Source organism: Rhodococcus sp. MSC1_016 (assembly GCF_023667485.2).
GTDB lineage: Bacteria > Actinomycetota > Actinomycetes > Mycobacteriales > Mycobacteriaceae > Rhodococcus_F > Rhodococcus_F oxybenzonivorans.
Map to the genome: position 1 here is coordinate 176,040 of NZ_JAMOZI020000002.1, position 14,475 is coordinate 190,514.

Sequence of the window (14,475 nt, forward strand, 5' to 3'; positions counted from 1 at the left end):
CTGGTGAAGCTGCCGCGCCAGCGTCCGCAGCACGAAGTCTGCCTTCTCGGCACCCGGCACGGTGACCGTCTGCTCCTCTAACGCTGCCTCGATGGAGGCGGCGACCGTGTCGCCGATACGCGGCGCGACCGCCCTGGTGACCTCACGAAGCTGGGCACTGGTTGTCGCGGCAAGTCCCACCGGGCCACCGAACTCGGCGAGCACCGCAACGCCAACGGGCAGGTACAAGTGCTCGCCGATTGCGCGCTCGAGTGCGGGGTGCACGGCGAGCAGCACCGACCAGATGCGGCCGCTGATGCGGTTCTCCTCGGCGGCGAGGTCGGCGTCGAACCCGGCGAGCATCCGCAGCCCTTCGACGATGTCGTCATGTCGGGCGATCAGCAGCAGTGTGTCGGGCAAGGTGCGGGCGGCGCTCGAGAGTGCCGTCTACGCCTGTTCACGAAGCTTCTTTTTGTCGACCTTGTCGAGAGCGGTCAGGGGAAGCTCCTGTCGGAATTCGATCCTCTTTGGCACCCATAGTGCTCCCTTCACGGTTCGTACGTGGGCGGACAGTTCTGCTTTGCTTACAGCGTGCCCTGGGCGCAGGATTACTGCGGCGGTCACGGCTTCACCCCACTGATGATCTGGAAGTCCGTATACCGCAGATGCGGCAACGGCAGGATGGCTACCGAGTGCGTCCTCGACTTCACGGGGGTACACGTTGAATCCCCCGCTGATTATTGTGTCTTTGATTCGGTCGACGATCGTAATGAGGCCCGATTCGTCAACGCGGGCGACATCGCCGGTGTGCAGCCATCCATCCCGGAGCGCGGTGGCAGTTTGTTCTGGTTTGTTCCAGTACCCGTCCATTACCAATGGTCCTCGGGCACAGAGCTCGCCGGGATCACCCGGAGCAACTTCCTTCCCTTCGGGATTACGCACGGAGATCTCGATTCCGGGCATAGGGCGTCCGCAGCTAGCGAGCGCGGCGGGATCGTCGCTGTGTTCTGTGGGGTCGAGGACGGTCAGCGCGTTCGGCGCCTCAGCTTGGCCGTAGTGCTGGCTCAAGATCGGTCCTAGAACTTTGCGTGCTTGGAGGAGTCGTGTGGGGTCAATCGGCGCGGCACCGTACAGGATCCAGCGCAGGCTGGACAAGTCGGTCTCGGCTGTCCGCGGGTGGTCGAGTAGGGCGTACAGCATAGTGGGAACGAAGAATGACGCGGTGACCTTGTCGTTCTCGATGGCCCTGAAGACCCTTTCTAGGTCGAACGTGGCGTGTATTTCGAAGCTGGCACCATGTAGCAATCCGGGTGCGATAAGGAGGCCGGCGGCGTGGGACATCGGCGTGGTGATTAGGAAGTTGGTCTGGGGTGGCCACGTCCAGCTGCAGCTCGCCCAGGCGTTGGCGACCAGTGATCGGTCTCGTAGCATGACTCCCTTGGGTTCGCCGGTCGTCCCGCCCGTGTAGAACAGGTACAGTGCTGGGCCGCGTGGATCGTCGGCGGCTGGGTGGGCTTCGGCGACGAGGTTGTCGAGTTCGGTAAGCGTGACTACGCGAGTGCCGGCTGGGTTTGCTCGGTCCGGGAACCGTGTGGAATCGACTAGAACGAGGTCTGCGGAGCTGTCCTGGAGGATGATTCGGTCTGAGTCAGCCGTGCTGAGGGGATGCAGGGCGACGTAGCGCAGGCCGGCCAGGCACGCGGCGGCCATGACGATGAAGGCCTCGGGGCGGGGCCCCGACAGGAGAGCGATTCCGTTGCCCGGCGTGAGGCCCAGCCGACCGAATGCTGCTGCGGTGCGGATGATCTGCTCGGCTGTCTTTCGATAAGTCAGGTCGCGGCGGGTCCCGCCTTCGTCGGTGAAGCGAAATGCGATGTGGTCAGGTCGGCGGCGAAGCGCTGACAGGATCAAGTCTGCATAGTTGACGGACTTATGAAGATTGGATTCGGTGGTGTGGATCATTTAGTTCTCCCGAAGAGGGTGACTGCCGCGATGGCCTCCTCGTATCTGTATAGACCGCCCCCGTTCTCGGCGATCGCGATTTGCGCGTCGGGGACCTGTCGGTCGCCCGCTTGCCCTCGTAGTTGTGTGACGAGCTCGAATACTTGCGCTAGCCCAGTTGCCGACACTGGGTGGCCGCGGGATTCGAGGCCGCCTGACGGATTCACTGGGAGGATTCCCCCCAATGAGGAGGCCCCGGATGCGGACCAGGGTCCGCCGTGCCCGATTGGACAGAAGCCGAGGTTTTCAACTTGCTGTATCTCGCCGAAGGCGGTGGCATCGTGCACCTCTGCGACATCGACATCGCCGGGATCGATTCCGGCTTGCTCGTATGCGGTGAGCGCGGCGCGGCGGCCGATGTGGTTAGTGGCGTCGTCTGGGTCGCGGTCGGTGCCCGAAACAAGGACGCTGCCCAGTACCTTGGCAGCGTGTCGGTAGGACGCGCGGGTTCTGGCGAATTCGGCGCTGGTTACTACAACCGTGGCCGCGCCGTCGCTGACTGGTGAGCACATGGGGACGGTTAGAGGCCACGCCACCCGTCGTGCCGCCAGCACCTCGTCGACGGTGAACGGACGGCGGAACTGCGCTCTAGGGTTGTGGACGGAATGAGCGTGATTTTTTGCGGACACCGCCGCGAGTTGAGCCTCGGTTGTGCCGAATCGCTCCATGTGAGTCCGTGCCAATGCCGCGTATACCTCCATGAAGACCGATCGCTCGCCAGCCGCAACCTCCAAGTCAGGACTCAGCGGAGCTGCAAGCTCTGTCAGTGCAGTCAGTGCCTCGTCACGACGCGCCACATCCAACGCGCCGTCGAAGACCTCGAGGCTTTTGTGTGGGTCTGCACTGACGAGCTTGTCGACCCCGACAGCCAGCGCTACATCTGAGAGACCGGCACGGATGTGGGCGATGGCCAGCCAGAGCGCGGTCGCCCCTCCAGCGCAGGCGTTCTCCACATTCACCACGGGTACACCGGCAAATCCGTGCGGACGAAGCGCGACCTGGCCGGGAATCATATGTTGCCGATCGAGGGCCTTTTGGCTGACGTTCGCGTAGAAGATTGCCCCGATAGTGTCGCGGGATATCCCTGCGTCGCCCATTGCTTCACGCGTCGCTTGGCCGACGAGGTCCGATACAGTCGAGCCGAGGTGGCGGCCGAATGGGGTAGCCCCGACTCCGAGGACGATCACGTCGCTGGTCACGCGACCACCTGGTTTCTCAGGATACCGAGGCCGGTAACTTCCAGCTCGACAATGTCTCCGGGCTCTAGGAACCGACCGTGCTCCATCCCGCATCCGGTGGGGACAGTCCCAGAGCACAGGACCTCCCCCGCCTCCAAGGGAGTCGATGTCGACGCGAAGGCGATCACATCGGCGAACGTGTGGTCCATATCAGCGGTCGTCCCTCGACTGACCTCTTCACCGTTGATACGCGCGACCATCTGCAGCTTGTAGGGGTCGCCAATTTCATCGGATGTGACGATCCAGGGTCCGAGCACGTTCGAGTTGTCGAAGTCTTTGCTTTTGCTCAGGCCCAAACCTGTCGAGATCTCTTCCAGTTGGGTGTCCCGCGCACTGAAGTCATTGAAGATGGTGTATCCGAAGACGTGTGTTTCGGCGTCCTCCCGAGCGATGTCCATCCCTCCGCGCCCTAGGACGCACGCGAACTCGAGTTCATAGTCTCTCAGCGTCGAGTATCGCGGCCACCGGACTACCGCGCCGTGTCCGGCGACGGTCAACCTGTTTGCCACGTAGTACAGAGGGCGCTCCAGCTGGATGGCCGGTAGTTCGACTTCTTCGACCGCAATCTCTTGGATCCGGGCACGCGCATTGCGGAAGTGATCCATGAAGCACCCAAAGTCTCGGATCTGCACGGGCCGAGGTAATGGAGCCTGCCATTGCACCTCGCTTGCGTCGACGATGGCTTCCTCCGGACGTGCCTCCGCGATGCGGTCGAGCTCTTGACGTGCAGACCCCTGTCCGTCGATGATGCCCTGCATTGTCGCCAGGGTTGCGGATTTCTGCCCGGTCAGCGCCTGGTACGCGCGGGACAGCATCACGAGCCGTTTCCCGTCATCTATCACGAGCGCGGTTTGTTCGGACGAGTCATGCGTTACGGTAGCCAATTTCATTGTTGGTCATCTCCTTCGTGGAACAAGAGTGTGGTCCGCGGCTTCGCTAGACGAATGCAACAACACGCGCGGGAGCCGCACTCGCGCCGGCGATCTTGATCGGGAAGAAGGCCACGCGAAAGCCGGAGGCTGGCAAGGCGGCGAGATTGGTCATCTGCTGCACGATGAACACTTCACGTTCTCGCCCAGCACGATGCCCATCCCACAAGACCGAATTGTCGCCCGAGTCACGGAATTTCTGAGCCATAACTGCGAAGCTCAGGTCCCATCCAGCAGCATCGGTGCCCAGCACCTTGGCGCCGCGCTCGGCCAGAAATAGGGTCCCTTCCCTACTCATCCCTGGATACTGGAAAAATTCAGGGTCAGCGAGGGTGAACCGTTCTTGTCCCGTCCTCAAGAGGACGGCTCCTCCGGCGGGTACAGGGGCCCCATTCTCACTCAGCGCCGAGTCGAGAGCATCCACAGAGATGGCCGTATTCGCAGCACATCGGCCGCGGAGATCGAGGACCAATGCTTCACACCAGAGCTCATCCAGAGCAATGTCGGTGATAGTGCGGGACGGCATTCCTTCGCACGTCGAGCCGTAGTGCAGCGGAGCATCGATATGGGTACCGAGATGGGTGCTGAAATCAGACAACCGCTCGGACCCCCATCCCTCGCCGTCGGGAAGATCGTCGACACTGCATTGCAGTGCCGATGCGAACTCCTCCCTCCCACTTCCTGTGGGGTGCGCATAGTCGACCTGGGGAGACACCACGATCGCGAGTTCGCGCAACGTGTCAGGTAACAGATCACGATCGGCAGGGTCCAGGGTGCGTGTCAGATCGATCAACGGCACGGTAACAACCTCCACATGTTATTGGACGGCCAGCATAGAACTGGACGTGCGACATAGGCAAGGGTTTTCTATCTGACCTAATACACGTGGTGTTTGCGGCAGCACTGCCATTCGCCATCCTGGGCCCACCCCAACTGGGGTCCAATGATTGGACGAGTAACCTAGTACGAGATCGGCAGGAACCCCGGTCACGCCGCTAAGCGGGTGAAGTTGCTGAAAGGAGAACGTTCATGGCGTCAAGACGAAAGCAGGAGATTTCTGAGGAGACTCAACGGCGACTGATCGTTGCAGCAACCGATTTAGCAGCCGAGGGCGGCTCAGCCGCCATGTCAATACAGGCCGTGGCGACACGATCGGGCATCAGCCGAGGATCTGTGTCGTGGCACTTCGGGTCAAAGGACGGCCTCCTTCAGGCTGTCGTGAAGGAATCGTTCCGGTGGGGCATGGACTTTCTGCGCGCACGTCTCGAAGCCGCGCCTGAACCGGGGGTTCAGGCACTTATCGAGGCTAACTTTGTAATGATGTCACAACCGGAAGCACGGATTTTCTCGACGATTCTGCTCGAGGCGATGCACCCGGATTCCACCATCCGCGCGGCCTATGCCGAAAGCTACGCGACACTCCGCCGCTTCTACGCCACGTATCTGCAATCTGTCACTGCAATTGCTGACTACGAGGCCGCAGCTGTTGCCTTGCTAGCAGGAACTCTCGGCATCAACATCCAACATCGGCTCGATCCAGAGCGTGTCGACCGACGCGCTGCAGTCACGACCTTAGAGTCTATTTATGGACGCGGACTTGAGGATTCGAAGCAGTCCTACAACAGGGAGTGACATTGTCGCCACTAGGGCAGTCGATCATCCCGGAGGAGTCGGCCGCGGCCAGAAGCCGTTCGAGCACCTGATCCAGACTCCGTCAGCCGCCGGCCGCCGATGCCGAGTCCAGATCGTATGCCAGGGGACGAACGCTGCGGAACGTCGCGCCAGGCGATCCCACGCCAATACCGGTACATGATGCCCTCGACGATCGACCGGACAGCGGCGAACGGGCGACCACGCCGTCCCGCACGGCCGGGAACCACTCCGCGATCGCATCCCATTGCGCATCCACCAGCACCTGCTCGGCTACATACTTCATCCAGTTTGCGACGCGGAGCGCCTCAAAGTCGAGGTGCGTATCGATGCCTTTGTATTACTTCGCTCAATCATTCTGTCCGCGTAGGGTTTCAGCATGTGAGGACGTCGACCTCCGCGGCGCGATCAACGACAGGCTGTGGGAGTCAGCGCCCGACTTAGACATCAGGTGTGTAGTCGGGGAGCACATGCACATCCTTAGCCTCGATCCCGCCTCGATCCCGCCTCGCAACGCGCCCGATAGTCGAACCGTAACCGGTCATTGTTGCTTCAGTGCAGTTCCGCCATCGATCGCACGTGGCGCGCCGCGACCGACAGCGACGCGAGATCGTGAGTGGATGCGGCGTCGATCTCCGCCAACGTGCGGCGTGCGCGTTCGATTCTGGCCCGATTCGTACTCTCCCACAGCATAATTTGGGAAGTCGGTGCATCACCGGGCTTCCCCGCGGACAACACGTCCCGGGTCAGGAGCCGGACGGAGCGGTACAGGTCGTCCCGCAGCGCAACCCGGGCGAGGGTGTGCCACCGCTCGCCCCGCGGAAGCGCCGACACCTTGATGAGCCACCGATCCACACCGAGGTGATCGGAGAGCGCGAAGTAGAGTTTCGCCACCTCTGCGACGTCGTGGCCGAGCTCGCGGGCGACGTCGACGATGTCGAGCAGGCTGAAGCGGTAGAGGCCGTCCGCGATACGCCGGGCGATCGACGTTTCGACACCCGCCTCGTCGTAGGAGCGACGCGTGGCCTCCATCGCCAGCGCCTCCGCGCCGCGGAGCCATCCGCCGACGTCGCCGGAATGAATGCGGACGTGGCGTCGGAAACTCTCGATCTCGGCGTCCACCGACAGCGGCTGACGACGGTTGGCGAGGAACCACCGCGACGCGCGGTCGAGCAGCCTTCGGGCCTCGATCACCAGTTCGTACTCGGTCGCCGGCGGCAGCTTCGCGGCGGCGATGTCGGACCAGAGTTCCGCGAGCCCGAACACTTCCGACGTGATGACGAACGCGCGCACCACATCCGCCGGTCCGGCCCCCGTCTCCTCGCGTAGCCGGTACGCGTACGTGAGCCCGCCGCGAGCGAAGATGTCGTTCACAACCTCGGTGGCGAGGATCTCCTGGCGCAGGGGATGCGCGTCGACGGGGAGGAAGGAGCGCAGTGCGGCCGGGAAGTACGCGCCGAGCCGTTCGGAGAAGTACCCGTCGGAGAAGACGGCCGTATGCTCGAGTTCCGCCTTCAGATCCAGCTTGGCGTGGGCGAGGAGCGTCGCCAGTTCGGGCGAGGTCAGTCCGAGCCCTGCCTCCGACAATTCGGCGAAACCCTCGGCGTTCGGAAGCGCCTCCAGCTCGCAGTCCAGACCGCGCCTATCAACCAGGTCATTCACCATCCGCGAGTGCACATCCACTATCCGATGGGCGTTCGACCGGGCGTCACCAAGGACGCGGTTCTGCGCACGGTTGTTCGCGAGCACGAGTTCGGCCACGTCATCGGTAAGCGCCGCGAGCAGGTCCGAGCGCCGGGCCGGGTCCAGCCGCCGGTCGGGGGGTAATGAATCGAGCAGGATCTTGATGTTGACCTCGTGGTCCGAGCAGTCCACTCCAGCCGAGTTGTCCAGTGCATCGGTGTTGACAAGGCCACCCGCGCGGGCGAATTCGATCCGGGCGAGCGGAGTCATACCCAGGTTGCCGCCCTCGGCAATGGCGAGTGCACGCAGCCAGCCCGCATCAATCCGGAGGGTGTCGTTCGCTTTGTCACCCGCGTCCGCGTGCGACTCCGACGAAGCCTTGACGTACGTTCCGACTCCGCCGTTGAACAGCAGATCGACCGGGGCGGCGAGGATGGCGCGGATCATCTCCGGTGGCGTCAACGTGGTCACCATCGGAGCGAGTCCGAGCGCCGTCCGCATCTGGCTGCTCACCGGTATCGATTTGCTCTCGCGCGACCAGACGCCGCCACCTTCACTGATGAGGGTTCGGTCGTAGTCGGCCCATGACGATCGCGGCAGCTCGAACAACCGGCGGCGCTCCCGCAGAGCCGGTTCACGGACGGGCGTGGGGTCGATGAAAATGTGGCGATGGTCGAACGCGGCGATCAAACCGATGCCGGTACTCGCGAGCATGGCGTTGCCGAAGACGTCGCCGCTCATGTCGCCGATCCCTGTGACCGTGAAACTGTCACGGTCGACGTCAATTCCGAGTTCGTCTAGGTGCCGGGTGACGCTCACCCATGCACCCTTCGCGGTGATGCCCATTTTCTTGTGGTCGTAGCCGACCGAGCCGCCGGACGCGAACGCGTCACCGAGCCAGAAGTCGTAGGTCCGGGCCACCTCGTTGGCGGCGTCGGAGAACGTGTTAGTGCCCTTGTCCGCCGCCACCACGAGGTATGGGTCGTCGCCGTCCCGGCAGACGACGCGGTTCGGATGAACCGATTCGGCTGTGTCCGAACGATTGTCGGTGACGTCGAGCAGCCCGGATATGAACTGCCGGTAGCACTCGAGACCGGTCGACGAGGGCGTGCGCACGACGAAACCGCCCTTCGCGCCTGCAGGCACGATGACGGCGTTCTTCACTGCCTGCGCCTTGACGAGTCCGAGGATCTCGGTGCGGTAGTCGTCGAGGCGGTCGGACCAGCGGAGCCCACCGCGCGCGACGGGTCCGTATCGCAGGTGCACGCCCTCCATGTCCGGTGAATAGACGAAGACCTCGTAGAACGGTCGCGGCCGCGGAAGCTCGTCGATCTCGGCGGAGCGGAGCTTCAGCGACAACTGGGGACGAGCCGGACCGAGCGCACCCTCCCGATAGAAGTTGGTTCGGGTCGTCGCTGCGACGAGACCCGAGTAGGCGCGCAGGATGCGGTCAGCGGCGAGGCCCTCCACGTTTGCGAGCAGCGATTCGACTCGGCGCGCGCGTTGTTCGACCTCGTCGTCGCGGGAGGTGCCACCACCGGGACGGGATGGATCGAAATGCGCGTGGAACAGATCCACGAGCGCCGACGCGAACTCGGGACGCGCCAGTAGGACCGCTTCGATCCGGCCCTGATCATAAGGCAGAGCACTCTGCCGCAGGAAGCGGGCGTACGCGCGCAGGAGCACGACCTCCCGCCAGTTCAGGCCGGCGGCGAGCACAAGCACGTTGAACCGATCCGCCTCCGCGCGGCCCGACCACATCGCCCGAAACGTCTCCATGACAGCCTCGGGTCTAACTGATCCCGACGCCGCTGCGGACGCGACGAGCGGTCCCGGGGACACCCGGAAGTCGTAGAGCCGGCACACCAGTCCGTCGGCGCGGCGGAACACCGACGTCCGCTGACCCTCGACCTCGAGGTCGAGGCTCCCGAGAAGTCTGAGCACCCGCTCGAGCGACACGGTCGAGCCTCCGCTGTAGAGCGTGACCCGAAATTGCCGGTTCTCGTTCGGTCCGACGGTGTCGACGCGCAGGTCGAATGCGTCGGCGGTCAATCCGTCGAGCATGGCGACGTCAGGCACCGGCGGCTCCTCCTGCTCTTCGACATAGCCTTTCGGCAGGGACAGTGCGAGCGTGGACGTAGTCGAGCTCATGGGTTCTCTCCGTTGAGATCCGGGCGCCGGGTGTTGTGATGGGAAACGAGAAGGATCCGTCCCGCGGGCGCCATTGACCGCAGGGCGGATCGAGTGTCGGGACACGGTTGTGTCGGTGGATGGGATGTGTCAGGAGTTGCGGTGTTCGTCCGCGGTGTCGAGAACCGAGTTAAGGATCGCGAGCCCCTCGCGGGCCTCGGCCTCGGTGACGGTGCACGGCGGCACAGCGTGAATACGATTGAAGTTGGCGAACGGCAACAATCCTCCTGCCTTGCATGCCGCGATCACCTCGTTCATCGCCGCACTGGAGGTGCCGTACGGAGCGAGGGGTTCCTTGGTGGCACGGTCGGTGACGAGTTCGATCGCCCAGAACACGCCGAGTCCGCGGACTTCACCGATCGACGGGTGCCGGTCGGCGAGGCCCCGCAGCCCGGGACCGAGGATTTCGGCACCGATTCGGGCCGCGTTTTCGACGATCCGCTCGTCCTCCATCGCGGTGATCGTCGCGACGGCGGCGGCGGTGGCGAGCGGATGTCCCGAGTAGGTGAGTCCGCCGGGGTACGGCCGATCGGCGAACGTCGCCGCTATCCTTTCGCTGATCGCGACACCACCGAGCGGGACGTAGCCGGAGTTGACCCCCTTCGCGAAGGTGATCAGGTCGGGAACGACCCCGAAATGGTCGATCGCGAACCACTGTCCGGTCCGGCCGAAACCGGACATCACCTCGTCGGCGATGAACATGATGCCGTAGCGGTCGCAGATCTCGCGGACACCGGCCATGTAGCCGGGTGGGGGCACCATGATCCCCGCGGTCCCGGGCACCGATTCGAGCACGATCGCCGCAATCGAACTCGGCCCCTCGAGGCGGATCAGCTGGTCGAGGTGCTCGAGCGCGCGCTCGGTTTCCTGCTGCTCGTTCTCCGAGTGGAACTGTGACCTGTACAGGAACGGTCCGTGGAAGTGGACGACTCCGCTGTTGCCGTAGTCGTTGGGCCACCGGCGCGGATCGCCGGTGAGGTTGATCGCGGTATCCGTGCCGCCGTGGTACGAGCGGTACCGCGACAGCACCTTGTAGCGGCCGGTGTGCAGCCGGGCCATGCGTACCGCGTGCTCGTTGGCGTCGGCGCCGCCGTTGGTGAAGAACACCTTGTTCAGGTCGCCCGGGGTCCGCTCGGCGATCAGCCGTGCGGCTTCGGAGCGGGCGTCGTTCGCGTACTGCGGTGCGATGGTGCACAGCTTCGCGGCCTGCTCCTGGATGGCGGCAATGACTTTGGGGTGTTGGTGCCCGATGTTGGTGTTCACGAGCTGGGAGGAGAAGTCGAGCAACCGGTTTCCGGCGCCGTCCCACACGTACGAACCCTCCGACGCGAGGATCGTCATCGGGGTGATCTGCTCCTGCGCGGACCATGAGTGGAACACGTGTGCGCGGTCGAGGGCATACGCGCGCTCCCCTTCGGCACGGGCCGCGTCGAGGGACTGACCGGTGGGCAGGAGTTGCTGGGAGACTGCCGTCGTCGTCATGACCGTAGGTCCTTTCCGGCTCAGTTGTTCTGGGGGAAGCCGAGGTTGATGCCGCCGTGGCTCGGGTCGAGCCAGCGGCTGGTGACGACCTTGCCGCGGGTGAAGAACTGAACACCTTCGGTGCCGTGCGCGTGGGTGTCACCGAACAGCGAGTTCTTCCAGCCACCGAAGCTGTAGTACGCGGTGGGGACCGGGATGGGGACGTTGATGCCGACCATGCCGACCTCGACCTCGTTCTGGAACCGCCGGGCCGCGCCGCCGTCGTTGGTGAAGATGGCGGTTCCGTTTCCGAACTGGCTCGAGTTCACCAGTTCTAGGGCCTCGCCGTAGGACTCGACGCGGATCACCGAGAGGACGGGTCCGAAGATTTCGTCGGTGTACACACTCATGTCGGTGGTGACGTGGTCGATCAAGGTCGGTCCGAGCCAGAACCCGTCCGCACCGCCATTTGCCTGCACGGTGCGGCCGTCCACCACGATCGTGGCACCGTCCTGTTCGCCGGCGTCGATGTAGGAGGCGACCTTGTCGCGGTGCACCTTCGTCACCAGCGGTCCCATGTCGGAATCCTGGGTGCCGTCGCCGATCTTCAACGTGTCGGTGCGCTCCTTGATCTTCGCGACCAGTTCGTCGGCGATATCCCCGACCGCGACCAGGGCGGAAATCGCCATGCAGCGCTCCCCGGCGGACCCGAAGCCGGCGTTGACCATGGCATCGGCGGCGAGATCCAGGTCGGCATCCGGAAGGACGATGGCGTGGTTCTTCGCCCCACCCAGCGCCTGAACGCGCTTGCCGTGGGCGGTACCGGTGGCGTACACGTACTGGGCGATGGGGGTGGATCCGACGAACGAGATGGCCTTGATCGCGGGATTCGTCAGCAGTTCGTCGACGGCGGTCTTGTCGCCCTGCAAAACGTTGAATACCCCGGCCGGCAGGCCGGCCTCAGCCCAGAGTTCGGCCATCCAGATCGCGGCGGTCGGGTCCTTCTCGGACGGCTTCAGCACCACGGTGTTGCCGGCGGCAATCGCGATGGGGAAGAACCACATCGGGACCATGGCGGGGAAGTTGAACGGAGAGATGATGCCGACCGGGCCGACGGGCTGCCTGATCGAATGTACGTCCACATTCGTGGACGCGTTTTCAGTCATGCCACCCTTGAGCACGTGCGCTATGCCGCAGGCGAATTCGACGACTTCCTGGCCGCGGCTCACCTCACCCAGCGCGTCGGGGACGACCTTGCCGTGCTCGGAGGTAATGATCTCCGCCAACTCGCCCTTGCGGGCGTTGAGCAATTCCCGGAACTTGAAGATCACCTGGACGCGCTTGGCGAGGGAGGTGTCGCGCCAGCCGGGGAACGCCGCGGCGGCGGCGTCGATCACGGCGCGGGCGTCCTCGACGCTGGCCAGAGCGACCTGACCGGTGACAGCACCGGTCGCCGGGTTGGTCACGGGCGCGGTGTCGCCGCTGGTACCGGCAAAACTCTTGTTGTCGAACCAGTGCGAGATCGTCCGGGCGACGTCACTGTGTGTCATGAAATGGGTGTCCTTACGGAGAGAGCCGAGACGCGGAAACTCCGCGCGAAGTGCGATGTCTTCACTCTGGCCCGTAAACCATCCCCCGGACGCCGACGGTCTGCATAGAAAAACGCCTTCTGGTTTACACTGCGTAAATGCAGCCCACCGTCGCCGAGATTCTCGCACTTCCTGTCGTTCAGGCCGGAACGCCCGAGGTGATCGGCGGCAAACCGCTCGATAGACCGGTGCGATGGGTGCATGTCAGCGATCTACCCGACATGTCGAACCTTCTCCAGGGCGGCGAACTTGTCCTCACCACCGGCCAGGCCCTCGCGGACGACTCGTTGAGCGTGGCGTACCTGGAGGGACTGGCCGCGGCGGGCGCAGCCGGACTCGTCGTCGAACTCGGCGTCCACGTCGACACCGTGCCGGAAGGGGTGGCACGCACCGCCGACAGGCTGTCGTTACCCGTGATCGCACTGCACCGTCAGATCCGGTTCGTCGATGTCACCGAGGAAGTGCACCGATCGATCGTCGCGGAGCAGTACGACGAGGTCGCCTTCGCCCGGCACGCGCACGAAATCTTCACAGACCTGAGCATGAAGCGGGCCTCGCTGGGAGAGATTGTCGACGCCGCAGCCGGCATGATCGACGGCCCGATCGTGCTCGAAGACCTCAACCGGCAGGTACTGGCCTTCGCGGCGCAGGGAACCTCGGCTGCGGCTACCCTCGCCGACTGGGAACGACGGTCGCGGCTGACTCCCGTATCGCATCAGACCGCGGTCGACGGGCCGGAGTCGTGGATGACGACACCCGTCGGCGCACATCGACAGAAATGGGGACGACTCGTCCTCCCTCGACCCGTCTCCGCCGATGGTCGAGCGCGGATGACCCTTGAGCGAGCCGCGCAGGCGCTCGCCCTGAACCGCATGGTCGAACAGGACCGGACGGCGCTCGAGCAACAGGCCCAGAGCGGACTCGTCGACGAACTCCGCCGCGGACACATCCACGACGAAGCCGAAGCGACCGCGCGCGCCCATGCGCTTGGTCTCCGGCCGGCACTGAGCTACTTTCCGATGACGGTGCGAGTCAGCCAAACCGCCAGCGCTGACCAGGTTCTCGCGCAACGGCGCCGAGTGAACACGCTAGACGCCGTCCGCCACGCAATCCGAACGTCGCGGCAAACCGCAATCACCGCGAACACCCGCGCGGGACAGATCGACCTACTACTGTCCCAACCGCCGACGTCTTCACCCGACGCACTGACCGAACTCTGCACGGCGATCCGCGCCGCACTCGCCCGACTCGACGGCGTCCAGCACTGCACGATTGGCGTCGGACCCGAGTCGACTCGACTCCTCGACGCTGCGGGCGGACTGGTGGAATCCGCTCACATCGCCGAAGTCGCGCTGGCATTGCCACCCGGTGACAAAGTCTTCCACCGGGCATCCGACATCCGTTTGCGCGGTCTACTCGCACTCATCCGGACCGACCCGAGGGTGCAGGCCTTCGCGGAGACCGAGCTCCGCGGCTTGCTGGAGCATCAGGCGCGCCATGGCGGAGACAGCGTCAGCGTCCTGCGCAGTTTCCTCGAACTCGGAGGCAACAAAACGGAACTCGCGAAGAAGCTCCACCTCTCTCGCCCCACGCTATACGCGAAACTAGCCACGATCCAGCGCCTGCTCGGTGTCGACCTCGACGATGCCGAGTCCCGAACATCTCTTCACACGGCGGTTCTTATCACCGACAGCGTCGCGAACACACAACTACCAAGACGAATTGACGATTTTCGTTGAAGCGCAGACTTGCTAG

The 14,475-nt window shown here is 64.1% G+C and carries 9 protein-coding genes; 2 read left to right on the forward strand and 7 right to left on the reverse strand.

Going from position 1 to position 14,475, the window contains the following annotated elements; all coding sequences use genetic code 11:
* Positions 1 to 426 precede the first annotated feature (426 nt).
* From L1080_RS33160 to L1080_RS33175, 4 genes are read right to left on the reverse strand one after another with little or no spacing between them, the layout of a single operon-like run.
* Positions 427 to 1,941, reverse strand: coding sequence for an AMP-binding protein (locus L1080_RS33160; protein WP_250775633.1), 1,515 nt, complete (start codon positions 1,939 to 1,941; stop codon positions 427 to 429).
* A complete protein-coding gene (locus L1080_RS33165) occupies positions 1,938 to 3,179 on the reverse strand; it encodes a thiolase family protein (protein WP_250775631.1) in 1,242 nt (413 codons plus the stop codon). Before L1080_RS33165 ends, L1080_RS33160 begins: the two co-directional genes overlap by 4 nt.
* Entirely contained in the window at positions 3,176 to 4,108 is a 933-nt protein-coding gene (locus L1080_RS33170) for a fumarylacetoacetate hydrolase family protein (RefSeq protein WP_250775629.1), read from the reverse strand. Before L1080_RS33170 ends, L1080_RS33165 begins: the two co-directional genes overlap by 4 nt.
* A 46-nt stretch (positions 4,109 to 4,154) precedes the next feature.
* Positions 4,155 to 4,946: a cyclase family protein gene (locus tag L1080_RS33175; protein ID WP_250775627.1), complete on the reverse strand. Its 792-nt coding sequence runs from the start codon at positions 4,944 to 4,946 to the stop codon at positions 4,155 to 4,157.
* A 230-nt stretch (positions 4,947 to 5,176) separates the two neighbouring features.
* On the opposite strand from L1080_RS33175, the gene L1080_RS33180 reads away from it, so the two are divergent.
* Positions 5,177 to 5,779: a TetR/AcrR family transcriptional regulator gene (locus tag L1080_RS33180; protein ID WP_250775625.1), complete on the forward strand. Its 603-nt coding sequence runs from the start codon at positions 5,177 to 5,179 to the stop codon at positions 5,777 to 5,779.
* A 570-nt stretch (positions 5,780 to 6,349) separates the two neighbouring features.
* Here the strand turns inward: L1080_RS33180 and L1080_RS33185 are convergent.
* The 3 genes from L1080_RS33185 to L1080_RS33195 all read right to left on the reverse strand — a co-directional run bounded on the left by L1080_RS33185 (position 6,350) and on the right by L1080_RS33195 (position 12,681).
* Complete coding sequence (locus L1080_RS33185; protein WP_250775617.1) at positions 6,350 to 9,631, reverse strand: NAD-glutamate dehydrogenase domain-containing protein; 3,282 nt, start codon at positions 9,629 to 9,631, stop codon at positions 6,350 to 6,352.
* Positions 9,632 to 9,760: 129 nt separating this feature from the next.
* Positions 9,761 to 11,152, reverse strand: a complete 1,392-nt coding sequence (locus L1080_RS33190) for an aspartate aminotransferase family protein (RefSeq protein WP_250775615.1) — start codon at positions 11,150 to 11,152, stop codon at positions 9,761 to 9,763.
* Positions 11,153 to 11,172: 20 nt separating this feature from the next.
* Positions 11,173 to 12,681, reverse strand: coding sequence for a CoA-acylating methylmalonate-semialdehyde dehydrogenase (locus L1080_RS33195; RefSeq protein WP_250775613.1), 1,509 nt, complete (start codon positions 12,679 to 12,681; stop codon positions 11,173 to 11,175).
* 137 nt (positions 12,682 to 12,818) lie between these two features.
* Here L1080_RS33195 and L1080_RS33200 point away from each other — a divergent pair, with 137 nt between their 5' ends.
* Entirely contained in the window at positions 12,819 to 14,459 is a 1,641-nt protein-coding gene (locus tag L1080_RS33200; RefSeq protein ID WP_250775611.1) for a PucR family transcriptional regulator, read from the forward strand.
* The last annotated feature ends 16 nt before the right edge of the window (positions 14,460 to 14,475 follow it).